The sequence below is a fragment of the Jiangella gansuensis DSM 44835 genome (genome assembly GCF_000515395.1).
In the GTDB taxonomy this organism is placed as follows: Bacteria; Actinomycetota; Actinomycetes; order Jiangellales; family Jiangellaceae; genus Jiangella; species Jiangella gansuensis.
Genome location: NZ_KI911782.1, coordinates 3,447,180 through 3,472,168 on the forward strand (window position 1 = coordinate 3,447,180; position 24,989 = coordinate 3,472,168).

The 24,989-nt window shown below is 67.7% G+C and carries 17 protein-coding genes and 1 pseudogene; 7 read left to right on the forward strand and 11 right to left on the reverse strand.

Features of this window, described 5'->3' with window-relative positions; translation table 11 throughout:
* Positions 1-725 precede the first annotated feature (725 nt).
* On the forward strand, positions 726-3,143 hold the full coding sequence (locus tag JIAGA_RS0116440) for a DUF4838 domain-containing protein (protein ID WP_169738878.1): 2,418 nt from the start codon (positions 726-728) through the stop codon (positions 3,141-3,143).
* Positions 3,144-3,335: 192 nt separating this feature from the next.
* Here JIAGA_RS0116440 and JIAGA_RS0116445 read toward each other — a convergent pair whose 3' ends face one another.
* Both JIAGA_RS0116445 and JIAGA_RS35315 read right to left on the reverse strand, forming a co-directional pair.
* On the reverse strand, positions 3,336-3,866 hold the full coding sequence (locus tag JIAGA_RS0116445) for a hypothetical protein (protein ID WP_157553225.1): 531 nt from the start codon (positions 3,864-3,866) through the stop codon (positions 3,336-3,338).
* A gap of 211 nt (positions 3,867-4,077) precedes the next feature.
* Positions 4,078-4,320, reverse strand: coding sequence for a hypothetical protein (locus JIAGA_RS35315; RefSeq protein ID WP_211239697.1), 243 nt, complete (start codon positions 4,318-4,320; stop codon positions 4,078-4,080).
* A gap of 105 nt (positions 4,321-4,425) precedes the next feature.
* On the opposite strand from JIAGA_RS35315, the gene JIAGA_RS0116450 reads away from it, so the two are divergent.
* The gene (locus JIAGA_RS0116450) at positions 4,426-5,403 is read left to right on the forward strand and encodes an enolase C-terminal domain-like protein (protein ID WP_026876516.1); all 978 of its coding nucleotides are present in this window, start codon (positions 4,426-4,428) and stop codon (positions 5,401-5,403) included.
* Positions 5,404-5,510: 107 nt separating this feature from the next.
* Here the strand turns inward: JIAGA_RS0116450 and JIAGA_RS0116455 are convergent, their stop codons facing one another.
* Both JIAGA_RS0116455 and JIAGA_RS0116460 read right to left on the reverse strand, forming a co-directional pair.
* Positions 5,511-6,854 carry a Gfo/Idh/MocA family oxidoreductase gene (locus JIAGA_RS0116455; protein ID WP_026876517.1) on the reverse strand — a complete coding sequence of 448 codons (1,344 nt, stop codon included), beginning with the start codon at positions 6,852-6,854 and terminating at the stop codon, positions 5,511-5,513.
* Positions 6,851-7,054 carry a hypothetical protein gene (locus tag JIAGA_RS0116460; RefSeq protein WP_026876518.1) on the reverse strand — a complete coding sequence of 68 codons (204 nt, stop codon included), beginning with the start codon at positions 7,052-7,054 and terminating at the stop codon, positions 6,851-6,853. Before JIAGA_RS0116460 ends, JIAGA_RS0116455 begins: the two co-directional genes overlap by 4 nt.
* A gap of 146 nt (positions 7,055-7,200) precedes the next feature.
* Here JIAGA_RS0116460 and JIAGA_RS0116465 point away from each other — a divergent pair, with 146 nt between their 5' ends.
* Positions 7,201-8,196 (forward strand): LacI family DNA-binding transcriptional regulator, encoded by a 996-nt coding sequence (locus tag JIAGA_RS0116465; RefSeq protein WP_026876519.1) that lies wholly within the window; start codon positions 7,201-7,203, stop codon positions 8,194-8,196.
* Between the two features lie 7 nt (positions 8,197-8,203).
* On the opposite strand, the gene JIAGA_RS0116470 is transcribed toward JIAGA_RS0116465, so the two are convergent.
* The 5 genes from JIAGA_RS0116470 to JIAGA_RS30275 all read right to left on the reverse strand — a co-directional run bounded on the left by JIAGA_RS0116470 (position 8,204) and on the right by JIAGA_RS30275 (position 14,710).
* Complete coding sequence (locus tag JIAGA_RS0116470) at positions 8,204-9,703, reverse strand: mannitol dehydrogenase family protein (RefSeq protein ID WP_026876520.1); 1,500 nt, start codon at positions 9,701-9,703, stop codon at positions 8,204-8,206.
* Positions 9,703-11,208 (reverse strand): UxaA family hydrolase, encoded by a 1,506-nt coding sequence (locus JIAGA_RS0116475; protein WP_026876521.1) that lies wholly within the window; start codon positions 11,206-11,208, stop codon positions 9,703-9,705. The genes JIAGA_RS0116470 and JIAGA_RS0116475 overlap by 1 nt, the downstream gene beginning before the upstream one ends.
* On the reverse strand, positions 11,205-12,449 hold the full coding sequence (locus JIAGA_RS30270; RefSeq protein ID WP_051426179.1) for an N-acetylglucosamine-6-phosphate deacetylase: 1,245 nt from the start codon (positions 12,447-12,449) through the stop codon (positions 11,205-11,207). The genes JIAGA_RS0116475 and JIAGA_RS30270 overlap by 4 nt, the downstream gene beginning before the upstream one ends.
* 42 nt (positions 12,450-12,491) lie before the next feature.
* Positions 12,492-13,277 (reverse strand): glucosamine-6-phosphate deaminase, encoded by a 786-nt coding sequence (locus tag JIAGA_RS0116485; protein WP_026876522.1) that lies wholly within the window; start codon positions 13,275-13,277, stop codon positions 12,492-12,494.
* Positions 13,278-13,735: 458 nt separating this feature from the next.
* On the reverse strand, positions 13,736-14,710 hold the full coding sequence (locus JIAGA_RS30275) for a GDSL-type esterase/lipase family protein (protein WP_211239698.1): 975 nt from the start codon (positions 14,708-14,710) through the stop codon (positions 13,736-13,738).
* A 575-nt stretch (positions 14,711-15,285) separates the two neighbouring features.
* Here JIAGA_RS30275 and JIAGA_RS36150 point away from each other — a divergent pair.
* The 4 genes and pseudogenes from JIAGA_RS36150 (at position 15,286) to JIAGA_RS0116510 (ending at position 21,292) form a co-directional block, all read left to right on the forward strand.
* Positions 15,286-18,661, forward strand: a pseudogene (locus tag JIAGA_RS36150) (pyruvate carboxylase).
* A gap of 362 nt (positions 18,662-19,023) precedes the next feature.
* Entirely contained in the window at positions 19,024-19,782 is a 759-nt protein-coding gene (locus JIAGA_RS0116500) for an SDR family oxidoreductase (RefSeq protein WP_026876523.1), read from the forward strand.
* On the forward strand, positions 19,779-20,537 hold the full coding sequence (locus tag JIAGA_RS0116505; RefSeq protein WP_026876524.1) for an IclR family transcriptional regulator: 759 nt from the start codon (positions 19,779-19,781) through the stop codon (positions 20,535-20,537). Before JIAGA_RS0116500 ends, JIAGA_RS0116505 begins: the two co-directional genes overlap by 4 nt.
* Before the next feature lie 32 nt (positions 20,538-20,569).
* On the forward strand, positions 20,570-21,292 hold the full coding sequence (locus JIAGA_RS0116510) for an SDR family NAD(P)-dependent oxidoreductase (protein WP_211239699.1): 723 nt from the start codon (positions 20,570-20,572) through the stop codon (positions 21,290-21,292).
* A gap of 422 nt (positions 21,293-21,714) precedes the next feature.
* On the opposite strand, the gene JIAGA_RS0116515 is transcribed toward JIAGA_RS0116510, so the two are convergent.
* Entirely contained in the window at positions 21,715-22,878 is a 1,164-nt protein-coding gene (locus JIAGA_RS0116515; RefSeq protein ID WP_026876526.1) for a M20/M25/M40 family metallo-hydrolase, read from the reverse strand.
* Positions 22,878-24,872, reverse strand: coding sequence for an aminotransferase class V-fold PLP-dependent enzyme (locus tag JIAGA_RS0116520; RefSeq protein WP_026876527.1), 1,995 nt, complete (start codon positions 24,870-24,872; stop codon positions 22,878-22,880). The genes JIAGA_RS0116515 and JIAGA_RS0116520 overlap by 1 nt, the downstream gene beginning before the upstream one ends.
* Positions 24,873-24,989: the final 117 nt, after the last annotated feature.

Sequence of the window (24,989 nt, forward strand, 5' to 3'; positions counted from 1 at the left end):
GACCTCTGCCACATCAGGACCTGCCACCGAGGTTCCATTCCGGATCGTTGAGCTCCGTCGCGAGCCAGCGATCGACATTTGCCGTGACGGCCCGTGCCGGTTGACGGCACTGTCAGCCTTGGCAAGTTCACGTACATGGGCGTGCTCATCGATATCGGAGCTAGCCTGCACTCATCCGGGCTCGGAGGGTAGCGGCCCAGCCGTTGGCCCAGTTGCGCGGCCACACCCGCCGCCGACTGCCGACTCGGTCTGGCGTAACGCGTCGCCTGATCGTTGCGACACGAATGGCGGGCTGATACCCCCGCTCGGGCCGTCGCCTGGGCTGGCTCATCGCCACCCATCTGTGCTCAGGCTTCTTGAAGCCCCTCCTCATGTGCTGTCCAAGTATGGTCATGACGTACTGCCGTGCGCGACAACCTGTTGGCCGCTGTGGATTGCCCAACAACGGTGACGCTGACCCGGGAAGGCGCGCAGGCGCTGGCAAACCTCAGTCCTTCCGACTCTTCTCGATGGCTCCCCTTGACCGTCGATGTGATCAGCACCTAGTGTGCCGTCACGAACGTACCAACACTTGCACATGACGCTCCGCAGAGCAAGCCGGTGAACTCGGGTGGTTCGCGGGCCACACCGGTAGGTATACGGATGCTGCGGGTGCCGCCACGCCGGCGGCGAGCTCGGCGAACACACGAGGCATGTATGGCTCCTTCCACCAGAAAGGGAATGTCATGAACACCTCTCGCCACGATGGCGCTGACATCAGTCACCCGGTCGGCGCAATCAATGCCCCAGTGGCCAGGCGTACCTTCTTGCAAGCAGCGGCTGCTGCAGGCGTCGGGGGCGCGTTCCTCGGGCTTCCAGCCGTTGCCCACGCCAATCCGCACGCGCGCAGGCTGTTTCTTGCACGGCGTCTCCAGACGACGTACGCCATCGTGGTCGGCCAGGACGAAGGCGCCGTCGTCGTCAATGCCGCGAACGAACTCGCTGACTACCTCGGGCAGATGGGCGGAGTGACCTTCCCCGTCTTTGCCACGGATGACCTTACGAACGGCCAACTACCGCCGGGCTATACGTCGAAGATCGTCGTGGGCCGACTGAACGAATGGGCGACCGATTCGGATCTCGTCGATGACGATCCCCTTCCGCTGGAAGACGCCGAACGCGACGGATTTTCTTTCCGGTCCGTGGACGGAGACGTCCTGATCGCTGGCGTCTCGCCGCGGGGCACCCTCTACGGCGTGTACTATCTCCTGGACCATGTCCTCGGCGTGCGTTGGTTTGCCCCCGACACCACCTTGGTTCCCCAGCGGCCGGTAGTCACGCTCCTGGAATCGACAGTCAACGCTGACCATTTTCCGCGCTTCGATTACCGGGAAGTCTTCATTTCCGACGGGGTCTCCCAGTACGAATGGCGGCACCGTAACCTGATGAACGGCCGACGGGGCTACCTCAGCCGAGACGCCGCGGTACCGCCACCCGCCGAACTGGATACGTGGTCGTACATCTGGCCGGGCATCAACCCTGGTCAGTTCAAAGAGATCATCACTGATCAGACCATGTGGCACAGCAATCAGGTCAAGTTCATGGACCCGGCCGTCCGTGACTTCGCGGTCACGTCGCTGGCCATGAAGATCACCCAACGTATTACGGCGAACGGCGACTACGGCCATCCGTTCCACATGAACGACGGGGCATACGACAACCCGGATGCCGCCTCCGAGGCATTCGCTCAAGCGCATGGTGACACGCTGGCGGCGCCCGCGCTGGACATGGTCAACGAAGTCGCACAGCGCCTGGAGGCCCAGATCCCGGGGGCGCGCCTGGAAACCCAGGCCTATCTCTGGGGATTCAAGCCCCCGACCGGGATGACTGTCGCCGATAACGTGACGATCACAACCGCGCCCATCCCACAGGCGGACCTCGGCACGAACATGTTCCAGGGCCGGAATGCGCAGATCGGCGCCGATATCGACGGGTGGCGGGCGATCGCCTCATCGATCGTCATGTGGGACTACCACTACGCGACGATGGACTTCCTCGTACCGTTTGCCGACTGGTGGGCGCATCCGGAAACGATCAAGGAACTCGCCGATCGGTCCGACGTGGTCGGGTACTTCGGCGAAGGTCAGTTCAGGGACGGGTCCTCGGGAATACAGCTGAAGGCACTCAAGGCGTGGGTGTGTGGCCGGCTACTGTGGGATCCCGATGCGGACATCGACGACCTGATCGAGGAGTTCTGCACAGCGTACTTCGGATCCGGCGCGCCCTACATCTTGCAGGCGCTGCAACTGCTAGACCAAGCGCGGACCACCTTTGACTACTCGCTACACATCTCCAGGGTAACCGCGGGTTCGCGTTATCTGAACTGGCAGGTACTCCGTCAGTGCGATCAGTTGATGGACCAGGCCGCCGCGGCCACGACGTCTGAGCCGCTTGCCGCAGAGCATGTACTGACGACCCGCATGATGATCGACCACCCGATCCTCATGCGGCATGCGCAGCTTGCCCAAGACGCGATGGACGCGGGTGTCACGTGGAACATAGATTACAACGGACGGCTGGCACGGCTCCAGTCGGCAGTCGCTGCTGCCGGTCTTACGACGTGGAACAACTACGATGTCTCGATGCAGTCGCTCTACGACGCGTACGCCATAGCGCGCACGCCGAGCCAGCTCCCTCCGGCCTGCGTGGGTCTTCCGGAATCAGACTTCCACATCCTGGAAGACTATGCGATGTGGAAGTACCCGTCGATGACGACTCCTGTGTTCGATAGCCAAGCCAACGACCACGCCGCCGTTCGACTCCTGGGTTCTGTAGAGACGTGGGGTGTGCAGCTCGCGCTGTCTGAGTTGCCGTCCGACGGCACCTGGCGCATACATTTCACCGTGCGCGCTGATCTCACAAGCGGGGCCGACCCGACGAAGGTCGCGCTCGTGCTGGGCATCTATCCCGAGTTGGATTCCCCGGCTGTGTCGGAATGGGGCTTTCCTGTCTCCGCCTTCTCGGATGGTCAATATCACGAGTTCGAAGTCCCTCGCGACTTCTCGCACGACCGATCGGGACAATACATCTACGTCACGGGCCGCAATACCCAAGTGCCGTATCTATACATTGACCGGATTTACCTGACGAGAGCATCCGCGTAGGGCGTGGAGATCTGCTCCTATCCGCACGCCAAAACGCGGGAATGCGTGAGTGATGATGCCAAGTATTGGCGTAGCAGGCCCCCGGAGACTTCGGCATGTTCCACTGCGATAGCTATGTGGAGGCCACCGGCATCGTGCCGGTGGCCTCGTACGGCGGATCATTGAGGGAATCGGGGTGCAGACACTGGCAGGTCATGCGTCTCCTGGTGATCTGCGTGGCGCAACCGTCGAGGTCGCGCGCCTGGGGCTGGTCATTGCCGACTTCGCCGATAGGCGGCCGGCCACCCCGGTGCGCAATGTGAACTGGCGGGTGAAGTAAAAGACGTCCCGATAGCCGAGCCTCACCGCAATGGCCTTGATAGGCTCATCGGTCGCCCCGAGCAGCCGCCCCGCAACCCCTTGGCTTGTCCTGACGATTGACAAGGCCGACTCGCCGGGAAGCGGTGGGGCCAGCGCGTCGTCTGTGTCCGCCGCCGGGTCGAGGCGGTCCACCTGCAGGGTCAGCTCGCGGTCTGGCGCGCAGAACCACAGGGCACGATATGCGTCGGACCCGGCGGCGGCGACCAGTTCCGACGACGGCTCCGCGGGCGCCGCGACGTCTTCGGGAAGCCGCAAGGTCAGCCGTCTCCGGGCCGGAACCGCGGCGTCGAGGGTCGCCTTCGCCAGCGGCTCGCCGGCGAACGAGGCGCGGGTGATGTCGATCTGGGCCTCCCACAATGTCATCCCTGCGAGGCCGTGCGGGTGTGGGACGCGATGGGCCGCGGCGACATCGACGGCGCACGGGCCGAACGGGCAAGTATGGCCGCACTGGAAGCTGCTGGCGGAACCGGCGTTCCCGGGCTGCCATCGATCTTGCGATATATCGTGGCCTATTGCGCATCTGGGGGCATCCGGCCGGCTTCTGTCGGCCACCGTTACAGGATTCGGACGTCGACTAGCTGATCGAGCTGGAGAAGTTGGTCGCGGCATAAACGGAAACGGCTGCTGCGCCGAACAGCGATCGGCGTCCGCCGCCGGATCGATTCAGGGAGTCAGGGATGACGTTACGAGTGACCGGTGTCGAACGTTTTGTCGTCAACGTGCCGTTTCGGGAGCGGGTCAGGCCGTGGAACGAGCTGTTGGTGGCGAAGTGGGGCGTGATCGAGATCGTCAAGGTCACGACCAGTTCGAGGGGCATTGTCGGATACGGCGAGACCTTGGTGCATTACACCTGGGAGCAGGTGACCGACGCGGATGTGAACCGGGTGGTCGGCACGAACCCGGCCAGGCGCTGGAGGTGCCGATGTACCGGCTCCTCGGCGACCCTAAGATCCGCGACTGGTGCCCGATATCGTGGTGGAACACCAAGATGCCGCCCGGACTGCTCGCCCTCGAAGCGCGGGATGCGGTCGCCGAGGGCTACCTGGCCCACAAGATCAAGGCAAGGCCGTGGTTCGACGTGCGCGAACAGGTCGCCGCGATCAGCGACGTCGCCCCCGAGAACTATCTGATCGACATCGACTGGAACGGCATGCTGCGCAGTCCGGGAGAGGCACTGCCCGTGCTGCGTGAGCTGGACCAGTGGTCGCGGATCGGTCTGTTCGAGAGCCCGATCCGGCAGGACGACGTCATCGGCCATGCCCGTCTGCATGCTCAGTCGCCGCGGCCGCTGGCCGAGCACTTCCGCAAGGACCTCTTTCCGGTCTGGATGCGAGACGACTCGCTGGATGCCTTCGTGGTGTTCGGGGCAGGGGTCAGCGGCATGATGCGGCAGGGCCATCTCGCGGCGAGCTTCAACAAGAGTTTCTGGCTCCAGGTGGTCGGGACCGGGTTGACCACGGCCTTCACGCTGCATCTGGGTGCCGTGCTGAGCCATGCGACCTGGCCCATGGTCACCGGGATGAACACCGTGGCCGACGATCTGATCGTCGAGCCGATCGAGATCCGCAACGGCCTGGCACGGACCCCTGAAATGCCCGGGCTCGGGGTCGCCGTCGACGACGACGCGCTCGAGAGGTACCGCGTCGACACCTCCGAGGTGCCGGCCACGCCACGGCGGATCCTGGAGTTCGACATCGGCGACGGCCGGCGGCGGTACTACGCGGACATGCTCCAGCTATGGCGGGACTGCCGGGACGACCGGAACATGCCGGTGCAGCCGCGGCATGCGACGTTGACCCTGCGCGACGACAACCACTCGGTGGAGTTCGACCAGATCCACCAGCGGCTACAGCGTGCGCCGGTGTGGGACATGGATCTCGCGCTCCCCGCCTGGGGCTGAACGAGAATGGTCGCGCTGTCGCCGACTCGGTGAGGTCCAGGGCCCTATGTTTTACCGTCAGGTCTCATAGAAAGAGTTCTCTGGCGAGGGGTGATGTGGCTTGACCGTCACCGTGGGGCGAGCAGGTCGGAGACGTCGATCTGCCGCCCTTCAGCGATCGAACGCCAGATAGCTTCGCCTGCTGCAACCGCGCTGGCACCGTCGGCTGACGACGCCAGAAGGCCTAGTTCCGTGCTCAGCTCGGACGGGCCGACGAACAGATCTTGCCGCAGCAGTGGGTCGGCGCCGTCGTGTCCGCCGGCAGCCGCTTCCAGCTCGATCGTGTCCGGCGAGCCGAAGATGGGACGATGAACGATGGATTCGGCTCCCGGCATTGGCTCCCCGCTGGGCAGCCGCCCGGTCGAGGCCTCAAGCTGGCCGTGCGTACCGTTGATCACCACTCGGTAGCCCTCCCAGGGCGAGGAGAAGTCGATCGAGTACGCCAGGCTGGCGCCGCCGGTGTAACCGACGAGCGCGCTGTAGGAGTCTTCGATGTCGATCTCGTCGTCGTAAAGGTAGCGCTCGGCGCCGGCGGGGTACTCGTGCGCGTACCGCAGCCCGAACAGGCCACGACGGTCGTCGTCGGCGCCGGGCGGGAAGGTGGAGCTGCCCAGCTGGGCGAGGTAGTACGGGTCGCGCCGGCGCAGCGCCTGGCCCTCGTACGGAGCACCGGCAGCGTCGCGGGGACGATGCGGGCTGTCAGGTCCGTAATAGTGCCGGCCGCCCAGCGCGAACACCCGCTCCGGCGTGTCGTCGAGCCACCAGGAGACCAGGTCGAGGTGGTGGGTGCTCTTATGCACCGACAACCCGCCGGAGCGGGCGCGCAGCCGGTTCCATCGCAGGAAGTAGCTGGCGCCGTGCCGGATGTCGACGTGGTACTCGAGCAGGACGTGGACCGGACGGCCGACGGCACCGGCCCGCAGCAGTTCCTTGATGCGCCGGTGCCGCGGGGTGTAGCGCAGGTTGTGGGTGACCAAGACACTCCCGCGCGAAGCCTGCTCGGCGGCCAGCACGCGGGCAGCCTGCTCAGCTGTGGACACCATCGGCTTCTCGGTGATGACATCGAGATCATGGTCGAGGGCCGCGAGGATGTAGTCGGCATGGGTATGGTCCGGCGACGTGACGATGACGGTATCTGGATTGACCTCGGCAACCATCGTTTCGAAATCGCCGGGAGCGAACCACAGCAGGCCGGGGCCGCCGGGGAGCAGCTCCGCGTTGAACTGCTCGACCCGCCGCCGGTCCGGGTCTACGACGGCAACCACCTCGCCGTGGGCGGATAGGTCCTCCCAGCCGCCGCCGAAGCCCAGTGCGCCGTGCTCGCGCGCCTCCCCACCGCCGAGCAGGGGCAGCACGAAACCGGCAAGTCCGCGGTTGGACAGGCCGCACACCACGTATCTCCGGCGGGTCATCGGTCTTGCAACTCCTTCACGAACGTTGTCTCCGACCCGACCCGTTCCACGGCAGGGGTCCGCGTCGGGCGGCGCGGATCGCTCGCCGCCACGACGGTGGCGTTCGGGTCGACCTCCACCGCTGTTCGCCTGATGACTCCTCGGTTGCCGTTGCCGACGACGTAGCGGCGAAGCATGGCGTCCGGTTCGAGATTGACCATGGGCCTCGACGCTAGGCGATGCAAGCGATTGTCGCAAGGACCAATGAAGCTACCTGCAGGACACCGCAACGGGTCCGATCGCCGAGGCCACGACCTACGGTAGACTAACGGAAGTTGCTGCACGTCGAGCTGGAGGAGCTTCCCTCATGGGCGTCACCTTGGCCGACGTCGCTCGCGCCACCGGGCTGTCTCCGTCGACCGTCTCGCGCGCGCTGTCCGACCCGGAGAAGGTCAACCCGGGTACCCGTGAACGCGTCCGCAAGGCCGCCCGGGAGATGGGCTACGTCCCCAACCAGGTGGCCCGTTCGCTCACGTCCGGCCGCAGCGACTTGATCGGCCTCATCGTCCCCGACATCGCCAACCCGTTCTTCCCGCCCATCATCAAGGCCGTCCAGGCCCGCGCCACTGTCAAGGGCAAGACCGTCCTCATCGCCGACGTCGACGAGCATGCCGCGGACGAGATCCAGCGTGCGCGGGTCATGCGCAAGCGGGTCGACGGCTTGATCGTCGTTTCACCGCGCACGCCGGAGGACAGGCTCGCCGAGCTCGCCCAGCTGCAGCCCATTGTGTTCGTCAACCGGGAGGTCCCGAACGCCGCGAGCGTCATCATCGAGAACTCCGACGGCATGCGCGAGGCGGTCGAGCATCTGACCGCGCTCGGACACACCCGCATCGGCTACCTCTCGGGGCCGCGCCGGTCGTGGTCGAACGTGCAGCGTCAGAACGCGGTTCGGCAGGCCTGCTCCGACCAGAACGTCGAGCTGGTCGAGTTCGGGCCGTTCGAACCGCAGATCCAGGCCGGGGTCCGCGCCGCCGACCTCGTGTACGCCGCCGGCATCACTGCCGTCATCGCCTACGACGACATGATCGCGTTGGGCCTGATGGCCCGGCTCAACGAGCGCGGCATCCGGGTCGGCCCCGACATCAGCGTCATCGGCATCGACGACAGTCCCATGTCCGGCATGGCGTATCCGACCCTGACGTCCATCCACGTGCCCGGTTCGGAGGCCGGTGCCGCCGCCGTCGACATCGTGCTCGACCTCGCCGACGCCGACGTCAACGCGCCGGCTCCGCTGGTGCAGCTGGAGACCCGGCTGGTGGTGCGCGGGTCCACCAGCCCGGCACCGGTCCCGGCCGGCTGACGTCGCGTCAGCCCGCATGCTCGCGGGCGAGCCCGCGACAGGTCGCCGCCACGCCGTAGCGGCCCAGGTCGGCGTGGATGCGCGCCAAACCGGCGGCAACGACGGGGTCCGCGGCGACGGCATCCGGCAACAGGCCCGCCCGGCGCACCACGACGCTCGCCATCTCAGCATCCCCGGCGGCGACGGCAGCAGCCCGCAATTCGTCGCGCGCCGGATCGGCGACGTCCAGCTCGCGCCCGGCCACGTCCTGCCCGCCGACGACGAACCGCGCCCAGGCGGCCAGCGTCACCAGGCTCCACACCGGCAGGTCGCCCGCGGCCCGAACGGACAGCAGTGTCGGGACCACCCGCACCGCCAGTTTCTGTGAGCCGTCCGCGGCCACCTGCTCGCACCGGTGCCCGAGCGCGGCGTTTCCGAACCGGGCCAGGACCGACTCGGCGTAGTCGTGCAGGTTCCAGCCGGGCGGAGCGTCGATCGTCCTGATCGACTCGCGCTGCAACGCCCGGACCGCGCCCTCGATGGCCGGGTCGGCCAGCGCCGCGGCGATGGTGCGGTGACCGGCCAGTGCGCCCAGATACGCCGTCATCGAATGGGCGGCGTTGAGCAGACGAAGCTTCGCGGTCTCGTACGGCGTGACGTCGTCGACCAGCTCGGCCCCGGCCTGTCCCCAGGGCGGTCGCTCCCCGGCGAACCGGTCCTCGATCACCCATTGGGAGAACGGCTCGGCCACGACGGTCGCGGCGTCGCGCAGGCCGGTCAGGTCGTGGACGGTGTCCTGATCGGTGGCCGTGGTGGCCGGGACGATGCGGTCCACCATGGTGGCCGGGAACGTCACCGCGGCGTGCAGATACGCCGTCAGGTCCGCGGCCGCCGCGGCCGGGAGCCGCCCGGCGAACTCGCCCAGCACCCGGGCCAGGGCTGGCCCGTTGGCTGTCAGGTTGTCGCAGCTGAGCACCGTCACCGGCGCCCCGCCTGCAGCGGCCCGGCGCAACAACCCGGCCGCCAGCAGACCCACCGCCGTCGACGGCGTCCGGCCGGCGCCTACCTCGGCCAGGTCGGCCCGGACGGCGTCGTCGTCGCTCAGGCCCCCGGTGACCTGGTCGATCAGGTACCCCTTCTCGGTGATGGTCAGTGTGACGGCGCGGGTGCGCCGGTCGGCCAGTCGGGCGAGAACATCGTCGGGAGTACTCGGTGCGTGCACGGCGGCGGCGATCGCGTTGACGGCCCGGGCGCGGCCGCGGCCGCTGTCGCGTTCCAGCACGCAGAAGAGCCCGTCCTGCGCGGTCAGGGCATCGACCACACGGGCCGAGCGGGGCGCCACCGCGACGATGCCCCACGATCGGTCGCTGGTCTCGGCCATGCCGCGCTCGGTGAAGACGGCCTGATGGGCCCGGTGGAACGCGCCGGCGCCGAGGTGGACGATGCCCGGTTGGGGAGCGGGCCCGCTGAGGACCGGCCGCGCGGCTACGGGCAGGGCGGCCGCCCCCGTTCGCGTCAGAGCGGTCATCACATCACCGCGCCCAGCTGCCACGGGGCGAACTCCTCATCGCCGAACCCGAGCTCCTCGCTGGCCGTCCGGCGCCCGGAGGCGGTGGCGACGACCAGCTCGTAGATGCGCCGGCCCATCTCCTCCAGGCTTGCCTCGCCGTCGGCGACCACACCGCAGTTGAGATCCATGTCCTCGGTCATGCGCCGGTAGACCGAGGAGTTGGTGGCGAGCTTGAGGCTGGGCACCGGTTTGCACCCGTAGACGGAGCCGCGCCCGGTGGTGAAGCAGACGACGTTCGCGCCGCCGGCCACCATGCCGGTCACCGAGACCGGGTCGTAGCCTGGGGTGTCCATGAACACCAGGCCCTTCGCGGCCACCGGTTCGGCGAAGCGGCGCACCGCGCGCAGCGGCGTGGTGCCGGCCTTGGCCACCGCACCGAGCGACTTCTCGAGGATGGTGCTGATGCCGCCGTCCTTGTTGCCCGGCGACGGGTTGTTGTCCAGCGTGCCGCCGTGTTTGGCGGTGTAGTCGCGCCACCACGCGATCCGTTCCAGCAGCGCGTCGGCGACGGCCGGGTCGTCGGCCCGGGCCGCGAGCAGGTGCTCGGCGCCGTAGATCTCCGGGGTCTCGCACAGAACCGCGGTACCACCCCGCGCGACGAGTAGATCCGCGGCGATGCCCAGCGCGGGGTTTGCGGTGATGCCGGAGAAGCCGTCCGACCCGCCACACTTCAGCCCGAGCACCAGCTCGGACACGGGCACCGGGACGCGTTCCACGTCCAGCCGGTCCACGACGCCGGCGACGGCGCGCATGCCGGCCCGCACCGCCGCCGCCGTGCCACCCGCCTCCTGGATGGTCATGCCCACCACCGGGGTGTGCTCCGGCAGCTCCAGTTCGGCGATCTGGTTCACCTCGCAGCCCAGCCCGAGCACGACCAGAGCGCCGAAATTGGGATGCGCGGCGTATCCGGAGAGGGTGCGCTTCAGCAGCTCCAGGCCCTCGCCGTCGCTGGCCAGGCCGCAGCCGCTGCCGTGCGTGATGGCCACGATGCCGTCGATGCTCGGATGCGCGGCCAGCAACCCGGACGACCGCACCTGCTCGGCGATCAGCTTCGCCACGGTGGCTGAGCAGTTCACCGAGGTGATGATCCCGACGTAGTTGCGGGTGGCGACTCGCCCGTCGGCACGCACGATGCCCTGGAACAGCTCCGGCCGGACGTGTTCGGGCTCGACCCCGGCGCCGGTCGCCACAGCGGCATCGGCAGTGTCGGCGAAGGCGAGGTTGTGCACGTGCACGTGATCACCCGGCTCGATCGGAGTCGTCGCGTACCCGATGACCTGCCCGTACTTGGTGACCGGCGCACCAATGGCGACGCCGGCCAGCGCCACCTTGTGCCCGGCGGGCACCGGCTGGCCGGTCTCGACCCCCGCCGCGACGGCGACCCCGGCCGGCAGCGGGTCGAGAGTCACCGCCACCGTGTCGTCCGGCCGTAGCCGCAGTAGCCTGCTCGTGTCGGTCGTCATGCCGTCGTCCTCCCGCTCGGGTGGTCCAGGTGGTCGTCCATGTCGTCGGCGGCAAGCCAGCGCCCACGCAGCACCGTGCCCCACGGCCGGAAGCCTTCGCCGAACACCGCCAGGTCGGCGTCCATGCCGGCGGCGACGGCGCCCTTGCGGTCACCTAGGCCGGCGACCGCGGCCGGACGCGACGTCACTGTCGCCACCGCCTCCGCCACCGGCCACCCCAGCTCGTCGTGCAGGTGGCGCAGCATCCGCGGCAGCGTCGCGGTGCTGCCGCCAAAGGCGTCGGCACCGACCACCATGCCCACGCCGTCACCGACCTCGCACTGCACGGCCCCCAGCTGGTAGGTGTAGCCGCGGGGCATCCCGGTCCCGGGGGTGCCGTCCGAGACCACCACGAGTCGCTCGCCGAGGCACCGCCGGGCGATCTCCAGCAAGTGCGGCGGCAGGTGCCGGCCGTCGGCGATGACCTCGGCCGTCAGCCCCGTCGATGCCAGTGCGGCTTCCAGCAGGCCGGGGACGCGCCACGCTCCGTGTCGCTGCGTCGTGGACTGCCCGCTCCACAGATGCGTCACGTGCCGTAGTCCAGCCGCCTGCGCCGCCATCAAGTCGTCGACGACCGCCGCGCTGTGGCCGGCCGCCACCACGATGCCCGCGGACGCGAACCGGGTGACCGCGTCGATCGCGCCCGGCAGTTCCGGCGCGAGCGTGACCATGCGGATCAAGTCTCGATGGCGGAGCAGTGCCGTAACGTCCGCCGGTGCCGGATCGCACAGGGCCGCCGGGTCGTGCGCCCCGCATTGCGCCACGGCCAGGAACGGCCCCTCGAGGTGGACGCCGAGGAACTGCGCGCCGTCGACGCGTGCCGTGTCCTGAACGGCGAGTTGCGCCAACCGGGCGCACAGCTGCGGCACTGGCGCGGACACCAGACTGACCTGGGCGCTGGTCACGCCGGAGCGGGCCAGTCGTCGCAGCACTGCCGGCACTGACGGTTCCGTGCCCAGCTCGTCGATCCGGTCGAAGGCATACCCGAACCCGCCGTGGACGTGCAGGTCGATCAGGCCGGGGGTGGCCAACCGGCCGCCGAGGTCGAGTATCGGGACACCGCCGAGCGTCGCGCGGTCCGCCGCGTCGACGACGGCGCCCACCGTTTCCCCTTCGATCATGACCGCGACGTCACGGCGGATCCCGTCCGGCAGCAGGAACTCGCCGTTGACCAGCGCCCAGCGCTCCGCTTTCGCCGTCATGTCACCCCTTCGTGTGCAACGTCACATCCGATTGCCACCAGCTCAGGTGGGCTCAGGTGGCCGCACCCGTCTGGCGGAGGCAGGCTCGAGAAACAGCGTGGCGTGGGCGACACGACGCAGCGCCGTGGCCGGGCACGCCGGGCCGATCTCGTCGTACAGGGCCGCAGCCACAGCCTCGGCCTTGCGCCCCTCCGGCGCGCAGACCTGGACGTGACGCGCCGACAGCAGCGCCGGGACAGTCATGGTGATCGCGGTCGGCGGCACGGCGTCGACGTCCTCGAAGTGGCCCTCGCTGACCTGCTGCTTCCGGGACCGCTTGGTGAGCGTCACCACTCGGACCCAGCGGGGGTCGTCGACGTCGGCGTCGAACGGCTCGTTGAACGCCAGGTGACCGTTCTCGCCGATGCCCATGCATACGAGGTCCAGCTCCGCGGAGCGCAGAAGTCCCTCGTAGCGGTCGCATTCCGCCTGCGCGTCGGCGATGTCACCATCGATGTACTCGACCGACGCCGGGGCGAACCGCTGCTGGATGCGTTCCCTGATCCAGCGCCGGAAGCTGGCCGGGTGGTCGGCGTCGATACCCACGTATTCGTCCATGTGGAACACCGTGATGCGATCCCACGGCACGTCCTGCTCGGCCAGCGCGTCCGTGAACGCGAACTGCGAGTTCCCGGTCGCGACGACGACTCGGGCGGAGCCGCGCGCGGCGACCGCCTCCCGCAGGATGCCGGCAGCCCGGCTGGCCGCCGCGCGGCCGAGATCGGCCGCCGACGGATGGACTTCGACAGCGAGCGCGCCGGCGTTGAACTGCGTGATCGATTGAGACAAGGGAACCTCCTGGGCGATGCGCTGCCTTCGGCATGAGCGGAACCGGGTGCAACGATACTGCAATCGCGTGCAGCACTGTCATCCGCCCGTAGAGCGACCTCCACCGGCGTGGCCATAGGACGTGCGGAGCACGAGCGAGAGGACGACTGCTCTGATCACGACGGTTGTCGACCAAGGCCCGCGGCTGGTCGACGAACCGGCGCCGGCTACCTGCTGCCCCTGGGGGTGAACCCATGCCGCCTGCAGGCGTCCGTCGACCATGCCCGCTCAGGTCGTGTGGGCCGATAGCCATGGTTGCGGGTGCGACAGAGCTGCTCAGCGTCAGGCCGCTGTACATCTAGCGCCGATTCATGCAGCAGATACTCGTGTGCCCCGTCGCCAAAGCTGTCCGTATGCCGTATTTGCAGGGGCATCTCTGCGCTTGGCGCTCGGCTGGCCGTCCGTGTTGAACCGGCGACTCACAACCCCGCCGCCGACGTGCCGAGCGGGCCGACATCCGCTATTCCGGTTGTCTCCAAGTACTGGGCCATGCGGCCGGCCATGAGCCGATAGCCGTCGTGGTTCGGGTGGACGCCGTCGTGCAGCAGATGGGCGTCGTCAGGCCCGAGTAGCAACCGGCCGTCCAGCACATGCACCCTGTGGTCGCCGCGGTCACGGAAATCATGGGCGACCTGGTGAAGATGCTCGCGGTAGTCCGCCAGAGTCATGCCGGCGTCGTTCGGCGTTGCCTCATGTGCAGGGCAGAAGATCGGCGACCCCACCACGATGGCGGTGGTCTCGCGCGCTTCACGGATGCGGCGAATCAGCTCCGCTACCTGACCCCGCCACGAGCGTACAGAAAAGCTGTTGTGGCGATAGACGTTTATCCCGAGACAGAGCGTGACGATCTCGGGTGCGAGGTGGGCGATCGCTCGGGAAACGACCGGATCGAGCTGGCATTCGCCGCTGAACCCCATGCAGGTCAGCTTCCACCCCAGCGCCCGGCTCACGAGGGCGGGCCAGGTCTGCGATGGCCCGTTGCTGGCGGCGCATTGGGTGATGGAGCTGCCGTAGGCGACCCATCGTTTGGTCGCCGCAAGCGGGGCGATCGAGGTGACCTCGGCCGCGCGAATCGATCTGAAGGCCACGCTGCCTCGGTGCGGCAACCAGACCTCCACCCGCACTTGTTGCGACGGCAACTCGATGCGGAGCCCGTCCGGGCCGGGCGGCTGCCGCGCAGCTAGCCGACCGTCGACCAGCACGTCGATGGGGCCAACTTCATCGCCTGTGCCGATGATCTCGATCTCGATCGCCCGAGCCTGGATCGACGCTCCGAATCGGACACCCGCGGCAGCCGCGGCGCTCTTGTAAAGAGACGGCGCATAGGCCAATGGTTGTTCTTCCGGGGGTAGCCGCCATGGCTGCCAGCCTGAGTCGTGGACGGTCCATGCCATCGTCCCGGACCAGAGGTCCGGACGTTCTCCCGGGCTGAGATCCACTTCCTGGGCCTCCATTGCAGGCTGGCATCGGTACTCGCTGGACTGATGGAACCTCATCCGTCGAAGCAGATGGCGCCGCAGCTCTCAGACGCCGCCCGCCACGGGCGCTCACAACAGCTCTCAGCAGCCCGGCAGCCGACTCATAGTATGAGGCTTGCAGCAAGTATGCAACCGGTTGGCAGATCAGGCAGCCGCGTACAGATGCTTGCGTCTGCCACGCCGGCGCCTGCGGGGGTTCGCTCAGTCGCGTCGGCGCGGCGCGTGGTCGGATCCAACGCCGACAGCCACTCGATGCCCGGCCCCGAGAACATCGTGCTCCCCGCGGAACATGGCTGCTGCCTCCACCATGGGTCGGCCGGATCCTCGGCGACGTTTCCGCGCGATGCCGCCAGGCATTCGTCCTGCATGCATGGTGTGCTACCGCTCAGGGGCCGTCTCCACCGTTTATACTCCGAACTGAGGTTCTATTTGATAGATCGTCGTTCCGATTAACTGAACAACTCCGCCGACTGGGCGGGAGGGAGCGCGACATGTTCCGGAAGGTGCTCGTTGCCAATCGTGGTGAGATCGCGATCCGTGCGTTCCGTGCCGCCTACGAGCTGGGGGTCCGCACGGTGGCGGTCTTTCCGCATGAGGACCGCAACTCACTGCACCGGCTGAAGGCCGATGAGGCGTACGAGATCGGTGACGTCGGGCATCCGGTGCGGGCGTACTTGTCGGTGAGTGAGATGGTGCGCGCGGCGAAGGAGGCCGGCGCTGACGCGGTTTACCCAGGCTATGGCTTCCTGTCGGAGAACGCCGGGCTGGCGGAGGGGTGTGCCGATGTGGGCATCACGTTCATTGGTCCGCCGGCGGGGATCCTGAGCCTGACGGGTAACAAAGCGCACGCTGTGGCGGCGGCCCGTGAGGCGGGCGTGCCAATGCTACGGTCGTCGGCGCCGTCAGCAGACCGGGACGAGCTGCTGGCGGCGGCGGAGAAGGTCGGGTTCCCGTTATTCGTCAAGGCGGTCGCCGGCGGTGGTGGCCGGGGAATGCGGCAGGTGGCCGACGCGACGCAGCTGGCCGACGCTATCGACACGGCGGCGCGGGAGGCCCAGGCCGCTTTCGGCGACCGAGCGCTCTTCCTCGAGCAAGCGGTCATCAGCCCACGCCACATCGAGGTGCAGATCCTCGCTGACGGGCAGGGTGACGTCATCCACCTGTTCGAGCGAGACTGTTCGGTGCAGCGGCGGCATCAGAAGGTGGTGGAGCTGGCGCCGGCACCCAACCTCGATCCGGCCGTGCGCGAGCGGATCTGCGCCGACGCCGTCCGGTTCGCCCGGCACATCGGTTACCGCAACGCCGGGACGGTGGAGTTCCTGCTCGATCCGGACGGTCGACACGTCTTCATCGAGATGAACCCACGCATTCAGGTGGAGCACACGGTCACCGAGGAGGTCACGGACGTCGACCTCGTCCAGGCACAGTTCCGCGTCGCGGCGGGAGAGCGGCTGGCCGACCTCGGGCTGTCGCAGGACGCGGTGAGCGTGCGGGGTGCGGCGTTGCAGTGCCGCATCACCACCGAGGACCCGGCTGACGGGTTCCGACCGGACACCGGCATCATCAGCGCCTATCGCTCACCGGGCGGCTCAGGGATCCGGCTCGACGGCGGCACTACCTTCGCCGGCAGCGAGGTCAGCCCGCACTTCGATTCACTGCTGGTGAAGCTGACCTGCCGGGGCCTCGACTTCGACACCGCTGTGGCGCGTGCTCGCCGCGCTCTGGCGGAGTTCCGCATTCGGGGTGTCCGGACGAACATCCCGTTCCTGCAGGCCGTGCTGGACGATCCCGACTTCCGCGCCGGTGGGGTGACGACGGCGTTCATCGACGAGCATCCGCAGCTGGTTGCCGGCCGAGCGTCGGCGGACCGCGGAACGCGGCTGCTGACCTATCTTGCCGACGTCACCGTGAACCGGCCGCACGGCGAGTCGCCCCGGGTGGGGAACCCGGTGACCAAGCTGCCGCCGGTTCCGGTAGGGGCTCCGCCGAACGGCTCGAAGCAGCGGCTGAAGGAGCTGGGGCCCGACGGCTTCGCGGCGTGGCTGCGTTCATCACCGTCGCTGCACGTCACCGACACGACCTTCCGCGACGCGCACCAGTCGTTGCTGGCCACGCGTGTCCGCACGAAGGACCTGCTTGCGGTGGCGCCGGTGGTGGCGCGCACCGTGCCGCAGCTGCTCTCGCTGGAGTGTTGGGGTGGCGCCACCTATGACGTCGCGCTGCGCTTCCTGGCCGAGGATCCGTGGGAGCGGCTGGCCGCCCTGCGCCGGGCCGTCCCGAACGTCTGCCTCCAGATGCTGCTGCGGGGCCGCAATACAGTCGGTTACACGCCCTACCCGGTCGAGGTCACCACGGCCTTCGTCCAAAGAGGCCGCCATAACAGGGGTGGATATCTTCCGCATCTTCGACGCGCTGAACAACGTCGAGCCAATGCGGCCGGCCATCGACGCAGTCCGGGAGACGGGGACGGCGGTCGCGGAGGTCGCCTTGTGCTACACAGGCGACCTGACCCACCCAAGCGAAACGCTGTACACGTTGGACTACTACCTGCGGCTGGCGGAGCAGATCGTCGCCGCCGGCGCCCATGTGCTGGCCATCAAGGACATGGCCGGGTTGCTGCGACCGCTCGCGGCCGCCCGGCTAGTGAGCGCGCTGCGGCGCGAGTTCGACTTGCCGGTGCACCTGCACACCCACGACACCGCCGGTGGGCAATTGGCGACGTATCTCGCCGCCGCCGCGGCCGGCGTCGACGCCGTCGACGGGGCGGTCGCGTCCATGGCCGGCACGACGTCGCAGCCGTCGCTGTCGGCGATTGCCGCCGCGACGGAGGGAGCCGATCGTTCGACGGAGCTGGACCTGCGCGCCGTTTGCGAGCTGGAACCGTACTGGCAGGCCGTCCGCGAGCTTTACGCTCCGTTCGAGGCAGGCCTCAGCGCCCCAACCGGGCGGGTGCACCACCACGAGATCCCCGGCGGACAGCTGTCGAACCTGCGCACGCAGGCGGTCGCCCTGGGTCTGGGCGATCGGTTCGAGGACATCGAAAGCATGTACGCCGCCGCCGACCGCATTCTCGGCCGCCTCGTCAAGGTCACGCCGTCGTCGAAGGTAGTCGGTGATCTCGCCTTGCACCTGGTCGGTTCCGGCGTGGACCCAGACGACTTTGCAGCCCACCCCGACCGATACGACATCCCCGACTCGGTGGTCCGGTTCCTGCGCGGTGAACTCGGCGACCCTCCCGGCGGCTGGCCCGAGCCGTTTCGCACCAAGGCGCTCGCCGGCCGGCCGTACACTCTGGCCGCTGCCGACCTTTCCGGCGAAGATCGTGCCGGCCTTGCCAGCGCCCGCCGCGATACCCTCAACCGGTTGCTGTTCCCGGGCCCCGCCCGCGAGTACCAGGCGCACCGAAACACCTATGGCGACACTAGCGTGCTGGCCACCAAGGAGTTCTTCTACGGACTGCAGCCGAACGAGGAGTACACCGTCGACCTGGAGCCTGGCGTCCGGCTGCTTATCGAGCTGCAGGCCGTGGGGGAGCCCGACGAACGGGGCATGCGTTCGGTCATGGCTACCCTCAACGGACAGCTCCGCCCGCTGCAGATCCGCGATCGGTCCGTCGCATCGGACGACACGCCGGCGGAGAAGGCCGACCACTCCAATCCGCGCCACGTCGCTGCGCCCTTCGCCGGTGTGGTCACCCTGGCGGTGGGCGAGGGCGACACCGTCGAGCCCGGCGGCACCGTCGCCACCATCGAGGCGATGAAGATGGAGGCCGCCATCACTACGTCCCACGGCGGGACCGTCCGCCGCCTCGCCGTCGGCACTGTACAACGCGTCGATGGCGGCGACCTGCTGCTGGAACTGGCCTGACCCGTACACCTGCCGCAGCACGCTCGATTCCACGAACCGACGATATGCATCGAGGTGCATCGGCGACCTGGGCTTGAACGTCCCGCCTTCCGAGCCAACGACGGCCGGCCGGGAGGTATCCGTCCTCGAAGATGCGCGACATGGAGCACGCGTGTGTCGCCAGGTCTACGAAGGTGGATGGGGTTGATCGTTCTTTGCTGGCCGCCGTGGAGACGACGCGGCTGCGGATTCTGTCCGCTCGACAACGGTGCCCGGCAGCAGGTTCGCCCTGCCGCGCCGTGACGCGCAGGTAGTGTCGCGTGATTATGATTAATGGACTATAGTTCTGATTATTAGAAGACAATGATCCTGGCGGTGACGGTATGAACGATCTTGCGGGACTGTCGGCGATGGTGACGGGTGGCGTCTCGGGTATCGGCCGGGCGACGGCGGAGCTGTTGGCCGAGCGCGGCGCGAGAGTAGCGGTGTTGGACCGCACGATCGGCGCGTTGCCGGCGGGTCTTGTGCCGGTGGTGTGCGACGTGAGCGACGGGGACTCGGTGCGGCGTGCTGTCGGAGAGGCAGTCGAGGCGCTCGGTGGGGTGGATGTGCTGGTGAACAATGCCGGCATCGGGGCGGCGGGGACGGTGGAGGACAACGGCGACGCCGAATGGCATCGGGTGCTGGACGTGAACGTCGTCGGTGCGGCACGGGTGACCCGGGCGGTGTTGCCGTTTCTGCGGCGCTCGGGTCGGGCGGCGATTGTGAACACGTGCTCGGTTGCGGCGACGGCCGGGTTGCCGCAGCGGGCGTTGTACAGCGCGAGCAAGGGGGCGGTGTTGGCGTTGACGCTGGCGATGGCCGCGGATCATGTGCGGGAGGGGATCCGGGTGAATTGCGTGAACCCGGGGACGGCGGACACGCCGTGGGTGCAGCGGCTGCTTGATGTCGCGGACGATCCGGTTGCGGAGCGGGCGGCTCTCGAGGCACGTCAGCCAATGGGCCGGCTGGTGAGCGCGGCGGAGGTGGCCGAGGCGATCGTGTACCTGGCCAGTCCGGCGGCTGGCTCGGTGACCGGGACGGTGTTGGCCGTTGACGGCGGGATGCAGGGTCTACGGTTGCGGTCGGCGGCGACCCGATGACGGTCCCTGGTGAGGACGGCCGGGTCGTTGGCGCCGAGCGGGTGTTGGTGGTGTTGCGTGAGCTGGCTGGCCGGCCGGACGGTGCGAGTCTGGATGAGTTGTCTCGTGCGGTAGGCGGGTCGAAGCCGACGATCCATCGGGCGTTGGGTGCGCTGCGGCGGGTGGGGTTCGCTGTGCAGGATGAGCGTGGCCACTATTTACTGGGGGATGAGTTCTTGAGGTTGGCGTTCGCTCATCATGAGCAGCGCCCGGAGCATGTTCGGGTTCGACCCGTGTTGGAGGGGCTGGCGCGGCGTTTCGGGGAGACGGCGCACTACGCCGTCCTCGCCGGTCGCGAGATCGTCTACCGGGCCAAGGTCGATCCACCGTCGGGTGCGGTGAAGCTGACGTCGGAGATCGGCGGGCGCAACCCGGCACATTCCACCGGTGTCGGCAAGCTGCTGTTGTCCTTCGCCCTGCCCACCGATGACGCAGTGCGCGAATGGGTGCGCGCCGGCGGGTTGCCGCGCCGCACCCCTAACACGATCACCACGGTGGACGCATTCGTGGCGGAGCTGGCACGCATCCGCGAGCAGGAATATGCCCTGGACGATCAGGAGAACGAGGACGGTGTGGCGTGCCTGGCTGTGCCGGTGTGGCTGACCGGGCCCGGCCGGCCCAGCGGCGCGGTCAGTGTCAGCGCGGTCGCTTACCGCACCCCGCTGTCCGCATTGGTCGAGGCAGTTGATGAGGTTCGTTCGACGGTGGGGGCGTGAAGAACGTGACAGTGTTCTCTGGTCAGACCGCGGTGGTGTTCGGCGCCGGCGCGGGGATCGGGCGTGCGGTGGCCGTAGCGCTCGCCGTGGACGGCGCGACGGTGATCTGTTCCGACATCAACGCGCGGGCCGCACGCGAGACGGCGGAACTCATCTGCGGCAGCGTCGATGCGGCCGCGGTGACGGCGGATGTGGCTGACCAGGGTGCGGTCGAGGCCGCAGTGACTGAGGCGGCGGAGCGGTCCGGACAGGTCCACGTGGTGGTGAACTGCGTGGGGATTACCGGCACGACCGGGATGCCCAGCCACGAGTACGACCTTGCCGAGTTCGACCGCGTCTACCGGGTCAACCTGCGCGGGGCGCTGGTGGTCAGCCAGGTGGCGGTACGGCACATGCTGGGGCACGGCTACGGGCGGGTGGTGCATTTCGCCTCTATCGCCGGCAAGGAAGGGAACCCGAACATGATCGGGTACTCGGCGACCAAGGCCGGATTGATCGGCATGGTGAAGGCCCAGGGCAAGGAGTACGCCGGCACCGGGATCACGGTGAACGCCATCGCGCCCGCGGTGATCCACACCGACCTGGTCGACGCGCTGCCTGACGAGGTCGTGGACTACATGGTGGCGAAGATCCCCATGGGACGGACCGGCACACTGGAGGAGGCGGCCGCGTTGGCGACCTTCATCGCCTCCCCCGCATGCGGGTTCACCACCGGATTCACATTCGATCTGTCCGGCGGCCGGGCGACCTACTAGCCTCGGACCGTGAAACCAGATCGATCAGCGGGCCTGAGGGGAATGGCCGTGTCAATCGGTGGTCGCCAACGCCGGATGATGTGGAGGCGGCGTGGTGGCTGTGAGGTTGCTGCTGAAGGCTAGAGATCGCGATCGGGAAGGTGCTGGCGGCACGGCGTCCGTACGTGACGCACCTGCACGGACCCCGCTCGGCCACAGCGTTCCCAAGATCCATCGTTGAACACTGCATCCGTCGCAACGAGAACACGAGCGCCGTCAGGGCCGATCTGCTCGACGAAGTCCTTCGAACGATTCTGAGTGCCGCCCGGTCGGGCAACGGTCCACTCGCACGCAACCCTTTGCCGTCAGGCAGCCACCAGGATGCGGATGCGCCCGTGATCGCGACATCGCCTCAGCGCCCAGGTCACTCACCTGCAGGAACCTCAATCGCTCAGTTGACGGACTATTTCGGCGTAGACAGATGCGGCGGTCACGACGTCGATGAGATTGATCCACTCGTCGTCTGTATGTGCTTGGGCGATCGAGCCCGGCCCGAGAACTACGGACGGAACTCCGCCCCGCCGGCTGAGCTTGCTGGCATCGGTGCCGAACGTGACGTGTTGGGGGATCGCGTGCGCGCGGTGTGCCTTGCACGCGGAGATGACGGCGTGAACGAGTGGATGATCGGCGGGAGTATCGAGTCCGTAGTCGACCACCGGTGTATCGGTGATCGAAGCTCGAACGCCCGTGTCTTCGAGGTCGTCGAGCAGCTGCGTGATCTCATTGACGACGTCATGGGGCTCGTCGCTGGGCAGGGTGCGGATATCCACATCGAACGCGCAACGGTCCGGGACGATGTTGAAGGCGTGCCCGCCGGTAATCCGGTTGACAGACAATGTGGGAGCGTGGGCGAAAGTAGCCAGGGTCCTGATGCGCTGGTCGTTCCAGTGGCGCAGCGCTTGGATCGCTGCGTACGCATCCATGATGGCGTTGCGCCCCTCACTGGGACGAGAGCTGTGCGCAGCTTGTCCGGCGACGGTGATCCGCATGCGCACACAGCCACTATGGCTGATGACCGGCGCCAGCCCGGTCGGCTCGACCACGATGGCCGCCGTGGCGTCGGGCCGCGTATCGACATAGTGCAGTACGCCGCGATATTGGTGCTCCTCGTCAACGGCGCCCAGCAGGACGACGTCCATGTTCAGGTCGTCCGGCGAGGCGGCGAGTTCAGCGAGCGCTAGGAGGACTGCGGCGAGCCCGCCCTTGGCGTCGCAGGCCCCCCGCCCGTAGAGACGGCCGCCGATTATCCGAGCGTCTGGGGTGTGCGTGCCGGTCGGCAGTCCGACGGTGTCCGTGTGCACCTCGAAGACAATGACACCGGCAGGGCGGGGAGCGCACAGCCGGGCTGTGAGATTGGGCCGCCCAGGGAGCGCGTCGGAGAGTAGAGTCTCCATTCCCAACTGTGCGCAGTGCGCCGCCAGATATTGTGCGACCGCCTGTTCGCCCGGCGAGTCTGGGTCGTACGCCGGATTGACAGAGGGAATCTGTACCAGCTCGGTGAGCAGGTCGCCCGCCCGGTTCACGTCGACGCCGGGAGGCCGGGCCATCAGCTCAGTTCCTCGAGGTGGTGAAGGGCGGCGTCGATGTCGGCGTCGTCATTGAACAGATGAATGGAGAACCTGATCCGGCCGTCGCCGCCCCAGGCGAGGACGCCGCGCTCCGCCAGCGCCTTGGCGAGCTTCTGCCCATCCGAAGCCGCAGCGGTGATGGTGCCGGCGCGCTGCCGTGTATCGGTAGGGGTGAGCACGTCGTAGCCCGCCGCTGCCAGACCGTCGATGAGCCGTCCGCCGAGCCGATGGACATGCGCTTCGATCTGCTCGGGCGGATAACGCCGCAAGTAGCGCAATGATGCGTCCAGCAGGTAAAGGCTCGGAAAGCTGGGGTAGCCGAGTTCGAAGCGACGAGTGCCGGGCCACAGGTCGTACCGGTCGAATCGATCGGGGGTGAACAGGTCGGGTACGGATCGCCAGCCGACACCGGTGCGTGCCAGATCGATGCGCTGAGGGTCGCGGCAATGGACCACACCCGTGCCGTGGGGGCCTAGTAGCCACTTGTAAGTACTGGCAACGACGATGTCAGCCACCATAGCGTCGACTGGGATCACACCGAGTGACTGGGTGGCATCGATGATCAGTAACGCGTCGGCGTCGTTGGCGACGGAGGCGAGCGCGGCAAGGTCGAGGCGGTGACCGGACAGATAGCTCACGTGGCTTACGACGATTGCAGCGGTGCGGTCGTCGACAGCTGCTGCGATGTCCTCGACATCGAACTGCCAGGAACGGTGCGGGACGATGCGGGTCTCGACACCACGTTTGCGTAGGGCGAGGAGAGGCTGCACGACTGACGGGAACTCGAGGGTGGAGGAGACGACGTTGCTTCCGGGCGTCCAAGGGATGGCGCCAACAGTCCGGTTGAGTGCCTCGGAGGCGTTGGAAAGCAGCGCCATTTCATCTGGTTTGCCGTTCAGCAGCGCGGCTAGGTGGCCGCGGCAGGCGACGAGGACCTCTTCGTGGGCCGCTCGACCTTCTTCACCGGCGGCCTTGTTGCGCAGGTAGGCCGCTTGTGCAGTGGCGTGGGCCCGAAGAGGCGGGCCCTCGGCGCCGGTGTAGAAGTAGTGAACGTCCTTCAGCCCGATGAAGTCGTCTTTCGTGGCAGGCAGCGGATCGGACTGTGGCGTGTCAACAGCTGAAGCAGGATCCGCAGGCGGGGCCGGGGCCGCGTTGGCGAGCAGTATGGCTAGGTTGCTGCCGAAGATGTCGGCGACCTCGGTGTTCGTGAGGCTCGGCGGCAGAGTAGGGTGCGCGGCCTGGTCGAAGGAAACCCAGTCCAGTGCGGGAGAGAAGTCGGAACCCCAGAAGAGTCGTCTGGTCCCGAAGCGCTCGACCAGCGCCTCGATGTACAGAAGCGCATTGTGGTATGGATAAACGTGTGGCGGTTCCTGGGTGGCATAGAGCCCCGACACCTTGACGCCGACGTGTGGCAGGCTGGCCAAGGAGAGCAGCGGCCGCAACCGCTGCCGGGCCTGCGCTCCGGAGTGGATCGGATGCTGGCCCGGTAGACCGAGATGCGAGAAGAGCACGGCGCAGGGAGCCACCGCCGCCACCGCGTGGGCAATGGCCGAAGTGGCGGTCGGCGTCGCATTTAGGCTGAGTAGCCGTGCCCGTTGGCCAAGGGCCCGAAGGACCTCGGGCGGCCAAGCCGCAAACGCCGCCGCATCCTCGCTGTCGAGGAGATACAGGGAGAAGCCGAGAAATCCCCGTTCGACGAGTTCCTTGATCGACTCGATGCTCGGAGCCGGGGCCACAGATAGGTACGCCAGTGGGACCATCCACGGGTGCTCGCGTGAACGGCGCAGGATGTAGGCGTTGTTTCCAACGTATTCGGGGCTGCCCTCGTAGCCCACCACCACGGCGCGGTCGATCCCGTGCGCGCGGCGGATTCTGTCGTAGGTCCGCAGTTCCTCGTCGGCCTCGAGCCGTTGTGCGTATCGCCCGCCGAAACCACGCTCGAATACATGGATGTGCGCGTCAAGGCGGGGCATAACGTCCTCTCCTGGTCGTCGGAACTTGATGCAAATCATGAGCTATATGGATGACGAGCCTGACAATATGGGACGGTCGTCCCAGTGGTCAAGGCGGTCGAATCATGGGCTAATATC